The sequence below is a fragment of the Streptomyces sp. NPDC002888 genome (assembly GCF_042888465.1).
Taxonomy (GTDB): domain Bacteria; phylum Actinomycetota; class Actinomycetes; order Streptomycetales; family Streptomycetaceae; genus Streptomyces.
In genome coordinates, this window is sequence record NZ_JBIAPU010000024.1 from 1 (window position 1) to 18,807 (window position 18,807).

11 protein-coding genes, 1 tRNA gene and 1 rRNA gene are annotated in these 18,807 nt (G+C 69.4%); 12 read left to right on the forward strand and 1 reads right to left on the reverse strand.

What is annotated here, in order from left to right:
* From rrf to ACFYWX_RS32935, 3 genes are all read left to right on the forward strand, one after another.
* Positions 1–88, forward strand: a 5S ribosomal RNA gene (gene rrf / locus ACFYWX_RS32925); the annotation flags it as partial.
* 116 nt (positions 89–204) lie between these two features.
* Entirely contained in the window at positions 205–867 is a 663-nt protein-coding gene (locus ACFYWX_RS32930) for a DegT/DnrJ/EryC1/StrS family aminotransferase (protein ID WP_389428610.1), read from the forward strand.
* 74 nt (positions 868–941) lie between these two features.
* Positions 942–1,017 (forward strand) — tRNA-Thr (locus ACFYWX_RS32935).
* Positions 1,018–1,073: 56 nt separating this feature from the next.
* Here ACFYWX_RS32935 and ACFYWX_RS32940 read toward each other — a convergent pair.
* Positions 1,074–3,824, reverse strand: coding sequence for a SpoIIE family protein phosphatase (locus tag ACFYWX_RS32940; protein ID WP_389428408.1), 2,751 nt, complete (start codon positions 3,822–3,824; stop codon positions 1,074–1,076).
* Positions 3,825–4,204: 380 nt separating this feature from the next.
* Here ACFYWX_RS32940 and ACFYWX_RS32945 point away from each other — a divergent pair, with 380 nt between their 5' ends.
* The 9 genes from ACFYWX_RS32945 (at position 4,205) to ACFYWX_RS32985 (ending at position 18,725) form a co-directional block, all read left to right on the forward strand.
* Positions 4,205–9,682: a HAMP domain-containing protein gene (locus ACFYWX_RS32945; RefSeq protein WP_389428410.1), complete on the forward strand. Its 5,478-nt coding sequence runs from the start codon at positions 4,205–4,207 to the stop codon at positions 9,680–9,682.
* Between the two features lie 339 nt (positions 9,683–10,021).
* On the forward strand, positions 10,022–10,708 hold the full coding sequence (locus ACFYWX_RS32950; RefSeq protein ID WP_389428412.1) for a two-component system response regulator: 687 nt from the start codon (positions 10,022–10,024) through the stop codon (positions 10,706–10,708).
* A 124-nt stretch (positions 10,709–10,832) separates the two neighbouring features.
* Positions 10,833–13,598 (forward strand): DNA translocase FtsK, encoded by a 2,766-nt coding sequence (locus tag ACFYWX_RS32955; protein WP_389428414.1) that lies wholly within the window; start codon positions 10,833–10,835, stop codon positions 13,596–13,598.
* A gap of 268 nt (positions 13,599–13,866) precedes the next feature.
* Positions 13,867–14,703, forward strand: a complete 837-nt coding sequence (locus tag ACFYWX_RS32960; protein WP_389428416.1) for a helix-turn-helix domain-containing protein — start codon at positions 13,867–13,869, stop codon at positions 14,701–14,703.
* Between the two features lie 84 nt (positions 14,704–14,787).
* Positions 14,788–16,260, forward strand: coding sequence for a 30S ribosomal protein S12 methylthiotransferase RimO (rimO, locus tag ACFYWX_RS32965; RefSeq protein WP_389428418.1), 1,473 nt, complete (start codon positions 14,788–14,790; stop codon positions 16,258–16,260).
* Positions 16,257–17,024, forward strand: coding sequence for a CDP-diacylglycerol--glycerol-3-phosphate 3-phosphatidyltransferase (pgsA, locus tag ACFYWX_RS32970; protein ID WP_389428420.1), 768 nt, complete (start codon positions 16,257–16,259; stop codon positions 17,022–17,024). Before rimO ends, pgsA begins: the two co-directional genes overlap by 4 nt.
* Positions 17,021–17,566 carry a CinA family protein gene (locus ACFYWX_RS32975; RefSeq protein ID WP_389428422.1) on the forward strand — a complete coding sequence of 182 codons (546 nt, stop codon included), beginning with the start codon at positions 17,021–17,023 and terminating at the stop codon, positions 17,564–17,566. The genes pgsA and ACFYWX_RS32975 overlap by 4 nt, the downstream gene beginning before the upstream one ends.
* 109 nt (positions 17,567–17,675) lie before the next feature.
* A complete protein-coding gene (locus ACFYWX_RS32980) occupies positions 17,676–18,050 on the forward strand; it encodes a helix-turn-helix domain-containing protein (protein WP_030178264.1) in 375 nt (124 codons plus the stop codon).
* 204 nt (positions 18,051–18,254) lie between these two features.
* Positions 18,255–18,725, forward strand: coding sequence for a Dps family protein (locus tag ACFYWX_RS32985; RefSeq protein ID WP_389428424.1), 471 nt, complete (start codon positions 18,255–18,257; stop codon positions 18,723–18,725).
* Positions 18,726–18,807: the final 82 nt, after the last annotated feature.

The following is an 18,807-nucleotide window of genomic DNA, read 5'->3' on the forward strand; positions in this document are numbered from 1 at the left end:
CGGTTACATTTCGAACCCGGAAGCTAAGCCTCACAGCGCCGATGGTACTGCAGGGGGGACCCTGTGGGAGAGTAGGACGCCGCCGAACAATCATTCAAAAGGGTTGGACCCTGAACCTTCGGTTCCGGGTCCAACCCTTTTTTGTTGTCCGTCACTTGAAGTTCACGTTGCGGAACCAGCATCCAGAGCATGGGTACTGCTGCAATGCTCAGGGCCGCCGGCATAGGAGTCGGCGACGAGGTGGTCGTGCCGGCCTTCGGCAACGTGGAAGTCGCCGAGGCGGTGACCCTGGCCGGGGCGCTCCCGGTGTTCGCCGACATAGACGCCGTGACCTACTGCCTTGATCCGTCCGCTGTCGAAGCGGTCATAACTCAGCGGACGGCGGCCGTCGTTGCCGTACACCGCTTCGGTCGGCCGTCCGACATCGCGCGGCTGCACGGTGTGGGGCAGCGGCACGGGCTGCTCGTACTGGAGCAGGCCGAGTCCGAGTCGCCGTACGACGAAGTGGCGCAGCGCAGGGAGCGGGCCGCCTATCTCGACGGGAAGTTGCGGGGGGTGCGCACGCCCGACGGTGGGGACGGGCACACCTACCAGCAGTACGTCGTGAGGGTGCCCGGGAACGGGCGGCCGGACCGGGACGCGTTCGCTCGGGCCGTGCGGGCCAAGGGCGTTGACTGCCGGGTGCCGGTGAAGACTCCCGTGCACCGCTTGCCCGAGTTCCGGCGCTGTGTGTCCCTGCCGGAGACCGAGCGGGCCGCCGACGAGACGCTCGCGTTGCCGGTCGACGCCTTGCTGACGAAGCGGGACATGCAGCGAACCGTGGCCGCGTGCAACGCGCTCGGTGGACTGCTGCAGCCCGCCTTCTGAACGGCTTGGGAGCATGGGTCTGTTCGGGGTATGATCTATTCCGTTGCCGCGAGGGAAACCTCAAAAGGCGACAGGCCCCTATAGCTCAGTCGGTAGAGCGTCTCCATGGTAAGGAGAAGGTCAACGGTTCGATTCCGTTTGGGGGCTCCAGAAATAAGGCCCTCGCCCTTTCGGGCGGGGGCCTTTTCCATGCCCACCTCAGTCCTTCAGTCCTTGTGGACGCCTGGCACCCGCATCGTCAGGATGGCCATGTCGTCGGAGGGGGCGTCCGAAGCGAAGCGTTCCACGGCGCGCATGATGCGGGCCGCGACCGCGCCCGCCGTCAGGCCCGTGCAGGTGGTGAGAACGTCGGCCAGGCCGTCGTCGCCCAGCATGCGGGTGCCCTCGCGGCGCTCGGTGACGCCGTCCGTGACGCACAGGAGGACGTCGCCGGGGTCGAGGGTGACCGTCTGCTCGTAGAGCTCGAGATCGTCCATGACGCCGAGCAGCGGCTGGGGTTCGGCGGCCGCCTCGACCGTGCCGTCCTGACGCAGGCGGAGCGGAAGGGGGTGGCCGGCGCAGACCACCTTCAGTTCGGCGCTGCCGTCCTCCTGGGGGCGGAGTTCGCCGTAGAGGAGGGTCAGGAAGCGGCTGCGGGCGCCCTCGTCGAGGATCGCGGAGTTGAGGCGCTCCAGCACGGCCGGGCCGCTGAGGCCCTCGCGGGCCAGGAGGCGCAGGGCGTGCCGGGCCAGGCCGGTGACCGCCGCCGCGTTCGGACCCGTACCGCAGACGTCGCCGATGGCGAAGCCGTACGCGCCGTCGCGGATCGGGAAGACGTCGTAGAAGTCGCCGCCGACCTCGTTGCCCTCGCCGGCCGCGCGGTAGATGACCTCGACCTCGACGCTGTCGATCTCGGGGAGCTCCGGTGGCAGCAGGCTGCGCTGGAGGGACTGGCTGATGGCCGTGCGCTCCGAATAGAGGCGGGCGTTGTCCAGGGCCAGGGCGGCGCGCCGGGAGAGGTCCTCGGCCAGTTCCAGGATCTCCTGGCGGAAGTGTTCGTCCGTGGGCTTGCCGAGCGTGAGCATGCCGATGACGCGGTTGCGGGCGACCAGAGGGAGGACGACCGTCTCGCCGCCCACCGCCGAGGCCGTCGCCAGCGTCGGGCCGATGCCGGAGCTGACGGTGGTGGGCTCGCCCAGACCGAGGCTGCGCATGGAGGTGCGCAGGGCGGCCTGGTGGGCGGCCTCCGCGGGGGCAGGCCAGACGCGGGCGCCGGGGGTTGGGACCGGATCCGGCGGCGAGATCTTCGACAGCAACGACTTGATGCCGTCGATGAGTTCCTCGTCCTCGTGCAGGACGTACGACAGATACGGCTCCGAGGCCTGGTCGGCGATCGTGTAGACCGCGCACCAGGTCGCCAGGGTCGGGACGGTCATCTGGGCCATCAGCGCCAGCGTCTGGTCGCGGTCCAGGGTGCCGGCGAGGAGGTCGGACGCCTCGACGAGGAAGCTGAGCGAGCCTCGGCGCAGGCGTTCCAGCTCGCCCAGGCGGGCCGACTCGACGGCCAGGGCGATGCGGTCGGCCGCGAACTGCAGGCGCAGCGCCTCCTCGTTGGAGTAGCGGCCAGGAGACTCCGCGGCGACGCCGAGGGAGCCGGTGAGGCGGCCCTCGACCTTGAGGGGGACCGTCACCACCGAACGCATTCCGGTGCCGTTCAACAGGGGGACCGCACCCGGTACGGCCGTGAGGTCCTCGTGGACCGCGGGCATCCGGGCCGAGCCGTAGCGGCCGGGGCCCGCCTCGACGGGCACGCGCGCGAAGCGCTGGCGGGCGGAGGGCAGGCCCGTGGAGGCGCGGACCTCCAACTCCGTCTCGTCGTCGGTCGCGAGGAGCAGGAAGGCGGAGTCGCCGTCGAGCATGTCGCGGGCGCGTTCGACCGTGCGCTGGAGGAGACCGTCGAGGTCGTCCGGGGCCGGGGAGCCGATGAACACCTCGAACGGGTCGGTGTTCGGGCCGTCGGCGGAGGGCGTCGCGTCTGAGGACGGGACGCGCAACGGGGTCTGCAGAACAGCCCGTTCGTGGTCACGCACGAGGAGGCACACGGTTGACGGCTCGCCGCCGGTGTCGCGGACGCGGAGGTGGGAGGCGTACACGGGGGTCACGCGGCCGTCGGCACCGCGGATGCCGTAACTGCCCTCCCAGCGGGAGAGTTGGAGGGCCTCGGCGATGCCGGTGCTGGTGCCCGGTGTGTGCGGCCAGGCGGCGAGGTCGGTGAGGGGTTTGCCGACGACCTGGTCGGCGGCATAGCCGAAGAGTTCCTCGGCGTCCTCGTTCCAGGCGGAGATGGAGCCCGTACGGTCGATCTGGACGACCGCGACGCGGACGCGGCCGTCGGCGAGCGGGAGGAGGTCGGCGGGGAGGGCCGGGCCGGCCGCGCGGGTGCCCACCGGGCGTTCCGGGAGGTTGAGTTGGAACCACACCTGCTTGTGCGTGGGCGTGTACTCGACACCCCAGCGGCCGGCGATGGCCGCGCACAGCTGGAGGCCGCGACCGCCCTCCCGGTCCAGGTTGCCCATGGTGACGGCCGAGCCCTGGAGCGGGATCTCGCGCTCGGGGTAGCGGTCGGCCACCTCGATCCGTACGCCGTCGTCGCCGCGCAGGCACAGGACGTCGGCGTGGGTGCCGGCGTGCACCACGGCGTTGGTCACGAGCTCGCTGGTGAGGACGACGGCGTCGTCGACGACGTCACCGAAGCCCCAGCCCTGGAGGGTGTCGCGGACGAACGAGCGGGCGGTCGCGACGGATCGCCCGACGGGCTCGAAGCTGGCGGCCGCGCGCGCGGTGATCACAGAACTCCTCGACCGGCTGTCGGCGTGCTGGGGTGCCTGGCCGACCTGCTCGCTCCGCTGGTGGGGCGGCAGCGCGCTCGTCGGCCGGGGGTCCGGGGTCTGTCCCCCCGGGATCAGTCCGGTGGTCATGTGTGCGGCCGCCCCTCCGATGCCCGCTCGTCCTCGTGCCACCGCCCAGGCCGGACGGGCCGGCGCGGCTGGACAGCCGCATGCAAGGTTACTTACCTTCCCCCACCGTGCGGATGCCGGTCGCCTGTGATTCCGCCTCACGGGTGTGCGGACCGTGTGCGAAGCTGCCGAACTGTTATGGCCTGGTTGGGTGAGGGTGAAACACTGGGCAAGCTTCTTGTGAAGGTCCGGGCAGGTCGCGTGTCTTCTGTGTATGTCGGGAAGCAGCCCCTTGGCCCGGGCTGATTACATCGGGCAGGAATACGCAGCAGTAGCGGCAGCAACCGGTACGACACCAGCCGAGTACAGCAGTAACGGTCGACCCCTGCGGGAGGGACACAGTGGAGTCTGGCGCAGCGACGCGAAGCACCAAGGCGCGCGCGAAAGGCGGACAGTCCCTGAGCAAGCAGCGCACACCACGAGGCGGGACCACTGTCGTGGACACGGCCGCCCTGAACCGTCTGATGGCGGCCCTGGTGTCCATGCGCGACGGGAACTTCCGCAGGCGGCTCACGGTGTCCGGCGACGGTGTGATGTCGGAGATCGCGGCGGTCTTCAACGAGGTCGCCGACCGCAACCTGCAGCTGACGGGTGAGCTGGCGCGGGTGCGGCGCATGGTGGGACGTGAGGGAAAGCTCACGGAGAGGCTGGAGACGGGTGCCTGCGAGGGTTCCTGGGCGACGGCCATCGACAACTCCAACGCGCTCGTGGAGGACCTCGCACGGCCCGTTTCCGAGGTCAGCCGGGTGCTGTCGGCGGTGGCCGAGGGTGATCTGTCGCCGCGTATGGAGCTGCGGACGCACACCCCGGACGGGCCCGGGCACCCGCTGCGCGGTGAGTTCCTGAAGGTCGGGCGGACCGTCAACAACCTGGTCGATCAGCTGTCGACGTTCACCGACGAGGTCACGCGCGTGGCCAGTGAGGTCGGTACGGAGGGCAAGCTGGGCGGGCAGGCGCAGGTGCGCGGCATGTCCGGTTCGTGGAAGGACCTGACGGACTCCGTCAACACGATGGCGGACCGGCTCACCGCCCAGGTGCGGGACATCGCGCTGGTGACGACGGCGGTCGCCAAGGGTGACCTGTCACGCAAGGTCACGGTTCATGTCGCCGGCGAGATGCTGGAGCTGAAGAACACCGTCAACACGATGGTCGACCAGCTCTCGGCCTTCTCCTCCGAGGTGACCCGTGTGGCCCGAGAGGTGGGCACGGAGGGCATCCTGGGCGGCCAGGCACAGGTGTCCGGCGTCGACGGTGTGTGGAAGGAACTCACCGATTCGGTGAACACCATGGCCGGCAACCTCACGGCCCAGGTACGTGGGATCGCTCAGGTGACCACCGCGGTCGCCAACGGCGACCTCTCACAGAAGGTGACCGTTCCGGCGCGCGGTGAGGTCGCGCAGCTCGCCGACACGATCAACCAGATGACCGAGACGCTGCGGATCTTCGCGGACGAGGTCACGCGCGTGGCCAACGAGGTCGGGTCCCAGGGGGCTCTGGGCGGGCAGGCGAACGTGCCGGGTGCGGCGGGGACCTGGAAGGACCTCACCGACTCGGTGAACACCGTCTTCCGGAACCTGACCACGCAGGTGCGGGACATCGCCGCGGTGACGACGGCGGTGGCCAACGGGGACCTGTCGCAGAAGGTCACCGTGGACGTGGCCGGCGAGATGCTGGAGCTGAAGAACACCGTCAACGGGATGGTCGACCAGCTGTCCGCGTTCGGTGCCGAGGTGACGCGCGTGGCGCGGGAGATCGGTGTCGAGGGTGAGCTGGGCGGTCAGGCGCAGGTGTCCGGGGCGGCCGGTACATGGAAGGACCTCACCGACTCCGTCAACACCGCGTTCCGCAACCTCACCGGGCAGGTGAGGAACATCGCCCAGGTGACGACGGCGGTGGCCAACGGCGACCTGTCGCAGAAGGTGACCGTCGACGTCTCCGGCGAGATGCTCCAGCTGAAGAACACCGTGAACACGATGGTGGACCAGCTGTCGAGCTTCGCCGACCAGGTGACCCGGATGGCCCGTGACGTGGGCACGGAGGGCCGCTTGGGCGGGCAGGCCCGGGTGGACGGTGTGTCGGGCACCTGGAAGGAGCTGACCGACTCCGTCAACTTCATGGGTGGCAACCTCACCTCTCAGGTGCGGCAGATCGCCCAGGTGACGACGGCGGTGGCGCGGGGTGACCTGTCGCAGAAGATCGACGTCGACGCGCGCGGGGAGATCCTGGAGCTGAAGAACACCATCAACACGATGGTGGACCAGCTGTCCGCCTTCGCCGACCAGGTGACCCGGGTCGCCCGCGAGGTGGGTACGGAGGGCCGGCTGGGCGGTCAGGCGCAGGTGCCCGGCGTCGCCGGTGTGTGGCGCGACCTGACCGACTCCGTGAACGGCATGGCGTCCAACCTGACCGGCCAGGTGCGCAACATCGCCCAGGTGGCCACGGCGGTGGCCCGGGGTGACCTGTCCCAGAAGATCACCGTGGACGCGCGCGGGGAGATCCTGGAGCTGAAGAACACCCTGAACACGATGGTCGACCAGCTGTCGTCGTTCGCCGAAGAGGTCACGCGTGTGGCCCGTGAGGTGGGCACGGAGGGCATCCTCGGCGGTCAGGCCGAGGTGCAGGGTGTCTCGGGCACCTGGAAGGACCTCACGCAGTCCGTGAACTTCATGGCGAACAACCTGACCATTCAGGTCCGCAACATCGCCGAGGTCACGACCGCGGTCGCCAAGGGCGACCTGTCGAAGAAGATCACCGTTGACGCGAAGGGCGAGATCCTCGAGCTGGTCACGACCGTCAACACGATGGTGGACCAACTGTCGTCGTTCGCCGAGCAGGTGACCCGCGTGGCCCGTGAGGTGGGCACGGAGGGCATCCTGGGCGGCCAGGCGCACGTGCCCGGCGTCACGGGCATCTGGAAGGACCTCAGCGACAACGTCAACCTGATGGCCAAGAACCTGACCGTTCAGGTGCGCAACATCTCCCAGGTCGCCGCGGCGGTCGCCAACGGTGACCTGACGCGGACGGTGACGATCGAGGCGCGCGGTGAGGTCGCGCAGCTCGCCGACACCTTCAACACGATGGTGAAGACGCTGAGTTCCTTCGCCGACCAGGTCACCAAGGTGGCCCGCGAGGTGGGTACGGACGGCATCCTCGGCGGTCAGGCGCACGTGCCCGGCGTGGCCGGTACGTGGAAGGACCTCACCGAGTCGGTGAACCAGATGGCGTCCAACCTGACCGGTCAGGTGCGCAACATCGCCATGGTCACGACGGCCATCGCCAAGGGCGACCTGACGAAGAAGATCGACATCGACGCGCGCGGGGAGATCCTCGAGCTGAAGACGACCATCAACACGATGGTCGACCAGCTGTCGAGCTTCGCCGAGGAGGTCACCCGAGTCGCCCGTGAGGTGGGTACGGAGGGACAGCTCGGCGGTCAGGCACGCGTGCGTGACGTCGACGGAACGTGGCGTGACCTCACCGAGTCGGTGAACGAGATGGCCGGGAACCTGACCCGGCAGGTGCGTGCCATCGCGCGCGTGGCGACCGCGGTGACCCGTGGCGACCTGAACCTGAAGATCGACGTGGACGCGTCCGGCGAGATCCAGGAACTCCAGGACTACATCAACAAGATGATCGCCAACCTGCGCGACACCACGATCGCCAACAAGGAGCAGGACTGGCTCAAGGGCAACCTGGCCCGTATCTCGGCGCTGATGCAGGGGCGCCGGGACCTGGAGGACGTGGCCTCGCTGATCATGAGCGAGCTGACGCCGGTCGTCTCCGCGCAGCACGGCGCCTTCTTCGTGGCCATGACGTCGGCCGACGGCTCGGGGGACCCGTACGAACTGCGGATGCTGGGCTCGTACGGCTACTCGATGGGCTCCATGCCGACGTCGTTCCGGCCGGGTGAGGCGCTGGTCGGGACGGCCGCTGAGGAGAAGCGCACGATCCTCGTGGAGAACGCGCCGAGCGGCTATCTGAAGATCTCCTCGGGGCTCGGCGAGGCACCGCCCGCGCAGGTGATCGTGCTGCCGGTGCTGTTCGAGGGGAGCGTGCTCGGGGTGATCGAGCTGGCGTCGTTCACGCCGTTCACGCAGATCCAGAAGGACTTCCTGAACCAGATCGCCGAGATGATCGCGACCAGCGTCAACACGATCTCCGTCAACACCAAGACGGAGCAGTTGCTGAAGCAGTCGCAGGAGCTGACCGAGCAACTTCGGGAGCGGTCGGCGGAGTTGGAGCAACGGCAGAAGGCCCTCCAGGCGTCCAACGCCGAGCTGGAGGAGAAGGCCGAGCTACTGGCCCAGCAGAACCGCGACATCGAGGTGAAGAACACCGAGATCGAGGAGGCGCGACAGGTCCTGGAGGAGCGCGCCGAGCAGCTCGCGGTGTCGATGCGCTACAAGAGCGAGTTCCTGGCGAACATGTCGCACGAGCTGCGGACGCCGCTCAACTCGCTGCTGATCCTGGCCAAGCTGCTCGCCGACAACGCCGAGGGCAACCTGTCGCCGAAGCAGGTCGAGTTCGCCGAGACCATCCACGGTGCCGGTTCCGACCTGCTCCAGCTGATCAACGACATCCTCGACCTGTCGAAGGTCGAGGCGGGCAAGATGGACGTCTCCCCGACGCGCATCGCGCTCGTCCAGCTCGTCGACTACGTGGAGGCCACCTTCCGGCCGCTGACCGCGGAGAAGGGCCTCGACCTGTCCGTACGGGTGTCGCCGGAGCTGCCGGCCACCTTGCACACCGACGAACAGCGGCTGCTCCAGGTGCTGCGCAACCTGCTGTCGAACGCGGTGAAGTTCACCGACTCCGGGTCGGTGGAGCTGGTCATCCGGCCGTCCGGGGCGGATGTCCCCCTCGGCATTCGGGAGCAGCTTCTGGAGGCGGGTTCGCTCACCGACCCGGACGCGCCGCTGATCGCGTTCTCGGTGACCGACACCGGCATCGGCATCGCGGCCAGCAAGATGCGGGTGATCTTCGAGGCGTTCAAGCAGGCCGACGGCACCACCAGCCGCAAGTACGGCGGTACGGGCCTGGGGCTGTCCATCTCGCGGGAGATCGCGCAGCTGCTCGGCGGTGAGATCTACGCACAGAGCGAGACGGGGCGCGGCTCGACGTTCACGCTGTACCTGCCGCTGCACCCGAGCGAACTGCCGCCGCAGGGCTACCAGCAGCTCGTGCCCTCTCTGGCGCCGGGGGAGCTCGTGGCGGCGGCGGAGAGCAGGGCGGCCGCGCTGACCGAGCTCTCCGACACGGAGATCGAGACGCCGGCCGAGGTGAAGTCGTACCGGGAGACGCAGAACGGCCCGGCCGCGCTCTTCCGGCGCCGCCGCAGGGCGCTGCCGGGCAACGGACAGCTCCGGTCCGCGCAGCAGGAGCCGCAGCCGTGGTCGGTGGCGGAGCAGGAGCCGGCGCCGCAGGCGCACCCCGGGATCCGGTTCGGCGGCGAGAAGGTGCTGATCGTCGACGACGACATCCGCAATGTGTTCGCGCTGACCAGCGTCCTGGAGCAGCACGGTCTGTCGGTGCTGTACGCCGAGAACGGCCGTGAGGGCATCGAGGTGCTGGAGCAGCACGACGACGTGGCGGTCGTCCTGATGGACATCATGATGCCCGAGATGGATGGATACGCGACGACCACGGCGATCCGCCGGATGCCGCAGTTCTCCGGGCTGCCGATCATCGCGCTCACCGCGAAGGCGATGAAGGGCGACCGGGAGAAGGCGATCGAGTCCGGCGCCTCCGACTATGTGACGAAGCCGGTCGACCCCGACCATCTGCTCGCGGTGATGCAGCAGTGGATGAGGGTCGAGTGACCGGAACGGCAGGACTTGTCGAGGCTTCGTCGAGGGTTCGTGCCGATGCGCGGGAACCTTCGAGGTGTTCGAGGAGTTGCTGGTGGAGTTGCTGATTGAGGGTGCCGGAAGCCGTGTAGAAGCACGGTGTTCGGGGAACCTTCTGGTCTCCCGCCACGTTTCTGCTCTGTGCACAGTGACATCACGGTGACAGGGTGTGGCGACGGGCGGGGTGCGGCTACGATGACCGGCACGAGGACGGGCGGCGCAAGGGAGTCGTCCCCTGGGGCTGCACCGGGCGGTGTCACCCCAAGTCCTGCGGACAGGGGAGGCCCCATGCCGGGGCGAGGAGGGCGGGCCATGGTGCAGAAGGCCAAGATCCTCCTGGTCGATGACCGGCCGGAGAATCTGCTGGCGCTGGAGGCGATCCTCTCTGCGCTCGATCAGACGCTGGTGCGGGCATCGTCCGGGGAAGAGGCGCTCAAGGCGCTTCTGACGGACGACTTCGCGGTCATTCTGCTGGACGTGCAGATGCCGGGAATGGACGGTTTCGAGACGGCGGCGCACATCAAGCGGCGGGAGCGGACACGGGACATCCCGATCATCTTCCTGACCGCGATCAACCACGGCCCCCACCACACCTTCCGGGGATACGCGGCGGGCGCGGTCGACTACATCTCCAAGCCGTTCGACCCGTGGGTGCTGCGCGCCAAGGTCTCCGTCTTCGTCGAGCTGTACATGAAGAACTGCCAGCTGCGTGAGCAGGCGGCGCTGCTGCGGCTTCAGTTGGAGGGCGGTGACGGCAAGGCCGCGGTCGGCGGGGCCAAGGAGCCCGCGGGTCTGCTCGCCGAGCTCTCCGCGCGGCTCGCGGCCGTCGAGGAGCAGGCCGAGGCGCTGTCCAAGCAGTTGGACGACGAGTCGGCGGACGCGGCGGCGGTGGCCACGGCGGCCCATCTGGAACGCAAACTCACCGGCCTGCGCCGGGCGCTGGACGCCCTGGAACCGGGCACCGGAAGCGGCGGCGCGCCGGTGCCGTCGCAGAACTGACGCGTGCCGCGCACGCAGTTGCGCGTGAGCGCGCGTCAGTTTCACGCCTCGACAAAGGCGACACGAACGGGTGAAGCAGTGGGCACACGTGTCCGCTGTCGTCTCCACCGGTAATCTCCCACCTATGGCCTCACGTCCCTCCGCAGCCAAGAAGCAGCCCGCCAAGAAGGCTGCCGCTCCGGCGAAGGCTCCGGCGAAGAAGGCCGCTGCGAAACGGGCCCCGGCGAAGAAGACTCCGGCGAAGAAGGTGCCCGCCAGGAAAGCCGCGGCCAAGAAGCCGGTGCCGCCGCCGGCTCCGAGCCCCACCGGCGGCATCTACCGACTCGTGCGCGCCCTCTGGCTCGGGCTCGCCCACGCCGTCGGCGCGGTGTTCCGCGGGATAGGGAACGGCGCGAAGAACCTCGACCCGGCCCACCGCAAGGACGGCGTCGCGCTGCTGCTGCTGGCCATGGCGCTGATCGTCGCCGCGGGGACCTGGGCCGATCTGCGCGGGCCCGTCGGTGACCTCGTCGAGATCCTGGTGACCGGCGCCTTCGGACGCCTGGACCTGCTGGTGCCGATACTGCTCGCGGTCATCGCCGTGCGCTTCATCCGGCACCCCGAGAAGCCCGAGGCCAACGGCCGCATCGTGATCGGCCTCTCCGCGCTCGTCATCGGCGTGCTCGGCCAGGTCCACATCGCCTGCGGCGCGCCCGCCCGCAGTGACGGCATGCAGGCCATAAGGGACGCCGGCGGCCTCATCGGCTGGGGCGCGGCGACCCCGCTGACGTACACCATGGGCGAGATCCTCGCCGTACCGCTGCTCGTGCTGCTCACGATCTTCGGGCTGCTGGTCGTCACGGCCACCCCGGTCAACGCCATCCCGCAGCGGCTGCGGCTGCTCGGCGTGAAGCTGGGCATCCTGCACGACCCCACGCAGGACGAGTACGCCGAGTACTCCGCGGACGACGAGCGCTACGACGATCAGTGGCGCGAGGCGCTCCCCGCGCGCCCCCGTCGGCGCTCGAGCGCCCCTCAGGAGTACGACCCCGACAGCGCCGAGCAGGAGGCCCTCTCCCAGCGCCGTGGCCGCCGCCGGCGCTCCGCCGTGCCGCAGCCCGACATGGGGCGGCAGATGGACGCCGTGGACGTCGCGGCGGCGGCCGCGGCCGCGCTCGACGGCGCCGTCCTGCACGGCATGCCGCCCTCACCGGTCGTCGCCGACCTCACCCAGGGCGTGAGCGTGGGCGACCGCGAGGACACGACGCCGACACCTGTCCCGGCACCGGCCGCGCGCCCCCGGCAGGAGAAGCCCAGGCAGGACAAGCCCAGGCAGCAGAAGCTCAGCTCCGGCGAGGTCCCGGACCTGACCAAGGCGCCGCCCCAGCAGGACCGGGACCTGCCGCCGCGCGCCGAGCAGCTTCAGCTCTCCGGCGACATCACGTATGCGCTGCCCGTCCTCGACCTCCTCACGCGCGGGGGCCCCGGGAAGGCGCGCAGCGCCGCCAACGACGCGGTCGTCGCCTCACTCACCACCGTCTTCACCGAGTTCAAGGTCGACGCAGCCGTCACCGGCTTCACGCGCGGACCGACGGTCACGCGCTACGAGGTCGAGCTCGGCCCCGCCGTGAAGGTCGAGCGGATCACCGCCCTGACGAAGAACATCGCGTACGCCGTGGCCAGCCCGGACGTGCGGATCATCAGCCCGATCCCCGGCAAGTCGGCGGTCGGCATCGAGATCCCGAACACCGACCGGGAGATGGTCAACCTCGGTGACGTGCTGCGCCTCGCGGAGTCCGCGGAGGACGACGATCCGATGCTGGTCGCCTTCGGCAAGGACGTCGAGGGCGGCTACGTCATGCACTCGCTGGCGAAGATGCCCCACATGCTGGTCGCCGGCGCCACCGGGTCCGGCAAGTCGTCCTGCATCAACTGTCTGATCACGTCGGTCATGATGCGGGCGACCCCCGAGGACGTCCGCATGATCCTGGTCGACCCCAAGCGCGTCGAGCTGACCGCCTACGAGGGCATCCCGCACCTGATCACGCCGATCATCACCAACCCCAAGCGGGCCGCCGAGGCGCTCCAGTGGGTCGTACGGGAAATGGACCTGCGCTACGACGACCTGGCGGCGTACGGCTACCGGCACATCGACGACTTCAACCGCGCGGTGCGCGAGGGGAAGGTCAAGCCGCCCGAGGGCAGTGAGCGAGAGCTCCAGCCGTACCCGTACCTGCTGGTCATCGTCGACGAGCTCGCCGACCTGATGATGGTGGCGCCGCGGGACGTCGAGGACGCCATCGTGCGGATCACGCAGCTCGCGCGCGCGGCCGGCATCCACCTGGTGCTCGCCACACAGCGGCCGTCCGTCGACGTCGTCACCGGCCTGATCAAGGCGAATGTGCCCTCGCGGCTCGCCTTCGCCACCTCCTCCCTCGCCGACTCGCGCGTCATCCTCGACCAGGCCGGCGCCGAGAAGCTGATCGGCAAGGGCGACGGGCTGTTCCTGCCGATGGGGGCCAACAAGCCGACCCGTATGCAGGGCGCGTTCGTGACCGAGGAGGAGATCGCGGGCGTCGTCCAGCACTGCAAGGACCAGATGACGCCCGTCTTCCGGGACGACGTCACCGTGGGCACCAAGCAGAAGAAGGAGATCGACGAGGACATCGGCGACGACCTCGACCTGCTGTGCCAGGCGGCCGAGTTGGTCGTCTCCACGCAGTTCGGGTCGACGTCCATGCTCCAGCGCAAGCTGCGCGTCGGCTTCGCGAAGGCCGGACGGCTGATGGACCTGATGGAGTCGCGGGGCGTCGTCGGCCCCAGCGAGGGATCGAAGGCTCGTGACGTTCTTGTGAAGCCTGACGAGTTGGATGATGTGCTCGCGGTGATTCGCGGGGAGACCGAAGGGTAAGGGAAAACGCGAGCACGACGGTGGTCCCGCGGGCGGGAGCGCAACCGGGTGATGTTCGGATCGTGATTTACCCGTAAGGGATCATTGAGCAACCGTTTCCCTTCGGCATACGTCAAGTTGAGGGAAGTAACAAGCGCGTACCCCACCGTCGGAGTGTCCGGCCATTCCGATGGCGTACAAAGCCCCGCCGTCCGGTTGCCCCACCCTTTTGCACCACCCCTAGACTGAACCTCCAGCACAGGTGGCTACACGCTCGAAAGGCGCCCCCGTGTCCATCGGCAACTCCCCTGAAGACGAGCGTCCGTTCGAAGACGTCTCCGAGGAAGCCCGCCCCTCCGTCGGCCGTGCGTTGCAGCAGGCGCGTATCGCGGCCGGGCTGACCGTCGACGACGTCAGTACCGCCACCCGGGTCCGCATCGCCATCGTGCACGCGATCGAAGCGGACGACTTCGCACCCTGTGGCGGTGACGTCTACGCCCGTGGGCACATCAAGACGCTGGCCAGGGCCGTCCACCTCGATCCGGCTCCGCTGATCGAGCAGTACGACGCCGATCACGGCGGCCGACCGGCGCCCACCCCGGCCGCGCCCCTGTTCGAGGCGGAGCGCATCCGCCCGGAGCGGCGCGGGCCGAACTGGACCGCGGCCATGGTCGCCGCGATCGTCGTCGTGGTCGGCTTCGTCGGGTTCACCGTGTTCAAGGGCGGCGACGACGGCGGCACGAAGGAGCAGGTCGCCGAGGGCACCACGCCCACCGCCACCGACTCCGCCTCTCCCACCACGAAGACCACCAAGCCCGACGAGAAGCCGGACCCCACGGACAGCGCCATCGCGGCCGCGCCGCAGGACAAGGTGACCGTCCAGGTGAGCGCCGTCGACGGGCGCAGCTGGATCTCCGCCAAGGACCACAACGGCCGGCTGCTCTTCGACGGGCTGCTCAAGAAGGGCCAGTCCAAGACCTTCCAGGACAGCACCAAGGTCAACCTGGTCCTCGGTGACGCAGGCGCCATTCAGCTGTACGTCAACGGCAAGAAGATCGACGACGACTTCCGGCCCGGGGCCGTGGAGCGCCTGACCTACACGAAGGGCGATCCCCAGGTCGGCTGAGAGCGGGACGCGTGTTCGGGGCCGGCCAGGATGGGCCAACCCCGTCGACGTGGGGTGTCAGCGGGACGAAGTAGTCTTGAGCCCATGCCTGAACGCCGTACCGTCGCACTCGTCACCCTTGGCTGCGCCCGTAACGAGGTGGACTCGGAGGAGCTCGCAGGCCGTTTGGAGGCGGACGGCTGGCAGCTCGTCGAGGACGCCGCGAACGCCGACGTGGCCGTCGTCAACACCTGCGGCTTCGTCGACGCCGCCAAGAAGGACTCCGTCGACGCCCTCCTCGAGGCCAACGATCTCAAGGGACAGGCGAGAACGCAGGCCGTCGTGGCGGTGGGCTGCATGGCCGAGCGGTACGGCAAGGAACTCGCCGAGGCCCTGCCCGAGGCCGACGGCGTGCTCGGCTTCGACGACTACGCCGACATCTCCGACCGCCTCCAGACCATCCTGTCCGGCGGCGTCCACGCCGCGCACACCCCGCGCGACCGGCGCAAGCTGCTGCCGATCAGCCCCGCGCAGCGCCAGGACTCGGCCGCCGAGGTCGCGCTGCCCGGACACGGCCCGGTCGATCTTCCGGAGGGCCTCGCTCCGGCCTCCGGCCCCCGCGCACCCATGCGCCGCCGCCTGGACGGCGCCCCGGTCGCCTCGGTGAAGCTCGCCTCCGGCTGCGACCGGCGCTGCTCCTTCTGCGCCATCCCGTCCTTCCGCGGCTCCTTCATCTCCCGCCGCCCGAGCGACGTGCTGAACGAGACGCGCTGGCTGGCCGAGCAGGGCGTCAAGGAGATCATGCTGGTCTCCGAGAACAACACGTCCTACGGCAAGGACCTGGGCGACATCCGCCTGCTGGAGTCACTGCTGCCCGAGCTCGCCGAGGTCGACGGCATCGAGCGCGTGCGCGTCAGCTACCTCCAGCCGGCCGAGATGCGGCCCGGCCTCATCGACGTGCTGACCTCCACCCCGAAGGTCGCGCCCTACTTCGACCTGTCCTTCCAGCACTCCGCGCCCGGCGTGCTGCGCGCCATGCGCCGCTTCGGCGACACCGACCGCTTCCTGGAACTGCTCGACACCATCCGCAGCAAGGCCCCCGAGGCCGGCGTGCGCTCCAACTTCATCGTCGGCTTCCCCGGCGAGTCCGAGGCCGACCTGGCCGAGCTGGAGCGGTTCCTGAACGGCGCCCGGCTGGACGCCATCGGTGTCTTCGGCTACTCCGACGAGGAGGGCACGGAAGCGGCGACGTACGAGAACAAGCTCGACACGGACATCGTCGCCGAGCGGCTCGCGCGCATCTCCCGGCTCGCCGAGGAGCTCGTCTCGCAGCGCGCCGAGGAGCGGCTCGGCGAGACCGTGCGCGTGCTCGTGGAGTCGGTCGACGGCGAGGAGGGCGCGTACGGCCGCGGGGCGCACCAGGCTCCGGAGACGGACGGCCAGGTCCTGCTCACGAGCGGCGAAGGCCTGAGCGTCGGTCGTATGGTCGAGGCGAAGGTGGTCGGCACGGAGGGTGTCGACCTGGTGGCCGAGCCGCTGCGTGGCTCGTTCGCGTGGGCTGAGGAGGCGGGCAGATGACGGGTGTTCCGGCATCAGCCGCGGGTGGTTCCTCCCAGGCGAAGGGGGCCGGGCCGAAGGCCGCCGCGGCCGGTGTGTCGGCCACGTCCTCCGGGCCCGCGTCCGACGCCGGGTCCGGGGCGGAGGACGGTACCAAGGCGGCGCGGGGCGGGAAGATCGCTGCCGCCGCCGTCAACCAGGCCAGCGTCTGGAACATCGCGAACCTGCTGACCATGCTCCGGCTGATCCTGGTGCCGGGCTTCGTCGCGCTGATGCTGGCCGACGGCGGATACGACCCGGCGTGGCGCGCGCTCGCCTGGGCCGCGTTCGCCATCGCCATGATCACCGACCTGTTCGACGGACACCTCGCGCGCACCTACGACCTCGTCACCGACTTCGGGAAGATCGCCGACCCCATCGCCGACAAGGCGATCATGGGGGCGGCGCTGATCTGTCTCTCCGCGCTGGACGACCTGCCCTGGTGGGTGACGGCGGTCATCCTCGGCCGGGAACTCGGGGTCACGCTGCTGCGTTTCTGGGTCATCCGGTACGGCGTCATCCCGGCGAGCCGGGGCGGCAAGCTCAAGACGCTCACCCAGGGCGTGGCGGTCGGGATGTATGTGCTGGCGCTGACGGGATGGCTGGCCACCCTGAGGTGGTGGGTGATGGCCGTGGCGGTCGTGCTGACCGTGGTGACCGGACTCGACTATGTGAGACAGGCCATTGTGCTGCGCCGGCAGGGAATCGCCGAGCGCAAGGCCGCGTTGGAGGAGACGGAAGCGTGAGTTCCACGGCCACCGACGTGGTGCGACTACTCACGGTGAGGGGTGAGACCCTCGCTGTGGCGGAGTCGCTGACCGGGGGCCTGGTCGCGGCGGAGATCACATCGGTCCCCGGGGCGTCCAAGGCCTTCCAGGGGTCCGTGACGGCATACGCCACCGCCCTCAAGCACGGCCTGCTCGGTGTCGACGCCACCCTGCTGGCCGACCGTGGAGCGGTGGACGCGCAGGTCGCGGCCCAGATGGCGGCCGGGGTGCGCAAGACACTGGGTGCCGACTGGGGTATCGCCACCACCGGCGTGGCCGGCCCGGAACCACAGGACGGACAGCCGGTCGGGACGGTCTTCGTGGCCGTCGACGGGCCCGTGGCGGCGAATTCCGGTTCCGCCGCTGGCGGAAAAGTGGAGGCGCTGAGGTTGAACGGCGACCGCGCGGAAATTCGTATGGAGAGTGTACGGAGCGTACTCGCACTGCTTCTGACGGAGCTTGTGAGCGAACACACTGGGAATGAGCGGGCACAGGATACGGAACGGAACGGGGGGTTTTGATGTTTGCAGCCCTGAGTGAACACGACATCGCTCCCCGCACGGCCGCGGCGCGAGGCGGTACGGTGGGGCGAGAAGGATGCGGCTACGCGGTCCGAGGAGGGAGCCACCGATGATTCTGCTCCGCCGCCTGCTTGGTGACGTGCTGCGTCGGCAGCGCCAGCGCCAGGGCCGTACTCTGCGCGAAGTCTCCTCGTCCGCCCGAGTCTCACTCGGCTATCTCTCCGAGGTGGAGCGGGGGCAGAAGGAGGCTTCCTCCGAGCTGCTCTCCGCCATCTGCGACGCGTTGGACGTACGGATGTCCGAGCTCATGCGGGAAGTGAGCGACGAGCTCGCCCTCGCCGAGCTGGCCCAGTCTGCTGCGGCCACCGAGCCCGTTCCCACGCCGGTTCGTCCGATGCTGGGTTCCGTGTCGGTGACCGGTGTGCCACCGGAAAGGGTGACCATCAAGGCACCCGCCGAAGCGGTGGACGTGGTCGCCGCGTGAGGTTCACGCGCGTGCGTGTGTGATGCGGGTGTGAGCCTGCCTGTACTGATGACGTGCACGTTCGCCGTGTACGCATGAGGCCCCGGCCGGGGCTTCTCCGGGAGGTCCCGGGGGAGTGCGGTCGGGGTTTTCGCGTTGCCGGGGCGGGGCGCGGCGGTCATGGTGGAGGGACATGGCCGGGGGACGAACCCACGGAGGATGTGCATGTACGTCGTGAAGAGCCCGCTGCCGGACGCCGCGCTGAAGACCGTGTCCGAGGCACTGCAGGGCGCGCTCGTCGACCTGTTGGACCTGTCGCTCGTCGCCAAGCAGGTCCACTGGAACGTGGTCGGACCCCGGTTCCGCTCTGTCCATCTCCAGCTCGACGAGGTCGTGGACTCCGCGCGCACACACTCCGACACCGTGGCGGAACGGGCGTCGGCGCTGGGTGTCCCGCCGGACGGGCGGGCCGCGACGGTCGCCTCAGGAAGCGGCATCGGTGAGGTGCCCGACGGGTGGATCAAGGACACGGACGCGGTGGGGACGCTGGTGAGGGCGCTCGGCGCGGTGATCGGCCGGATGCGGGAGCGGGTGGCGGCGACCGGGGACCCGGATCCCGTCACCCAGGACATCTTCATCGGGATCACGGCGGATCTCGAGAAGCATCACTGGATGTTCCAGGCCGAGAACGGGTGAGAGTGCCTGTGTATCCCTCGACTGAGGCCGGCCCGCGCTGAGAAGTGCTCCGTCGTGCCTCGTGTGCGCCCTGTGTGCGCGC

Bases quoted from the DNA above. Each gene is read 5' to 3' on its own strand.
- pgsA (WP_389428420.1), top strand. From the start codon at position 16,257: ATGACGGGTGTTCCGGCATCAGCCGCGGGTGGTTCCTCCCAGGCGAAG.
- ACFYWX_RS32930 (WP_389428610.1), top strand. From the start codon at position 205: ATGCTCAGGGCCGCCGGCATAGGAGTCGGCGACGAGGTGGTCGTGCCG.
- ACFYWX_RS32955 (WP_389428414.1), top strand. From the start codon at position 10,833: ATGGCCTCACGTCCCTCCGCAGCCAAGAAGCAGCCCGCCAAGAAGGCT.
- ACFYWX_RS32950 (WP_389428412.1), top strand. From the start codon at position 10,022: ATGGTGCAGAAGGCCAAGATCCTCCTGGTCGATGACCGGCCGGAGAAT.
- ACFYWX_RS32980 (WP_030178264.1), top strand. From the start codon at position 17,676: ATGATTCTGCTCCGCCGCCTGCTTGGTGACGTGCTGCGTCGGCAGCGC.
- ACFYWX_RS32985 (WP_389428424.1), top strand. From the start codon at position 18,255: ATGTACGTCGTGAAGAGCCCGCTGCCGGACGCCGCGCTGAAGACCGTG.
- rimO (WP_389428418.1), top strand. From the start codon at position 14,788: ATGCCTGAACGCCGTACCGTCGCACTCGTCACCCTTGGCTGCGCCCGT.
- ACFYWX_RS32940 (WP_389428408.1), bottom strand. From the start codon at position 3,824: ATGACCACCGGACTGATCCCGGGGGGACAGACCCCGGACCCCCGGCCG.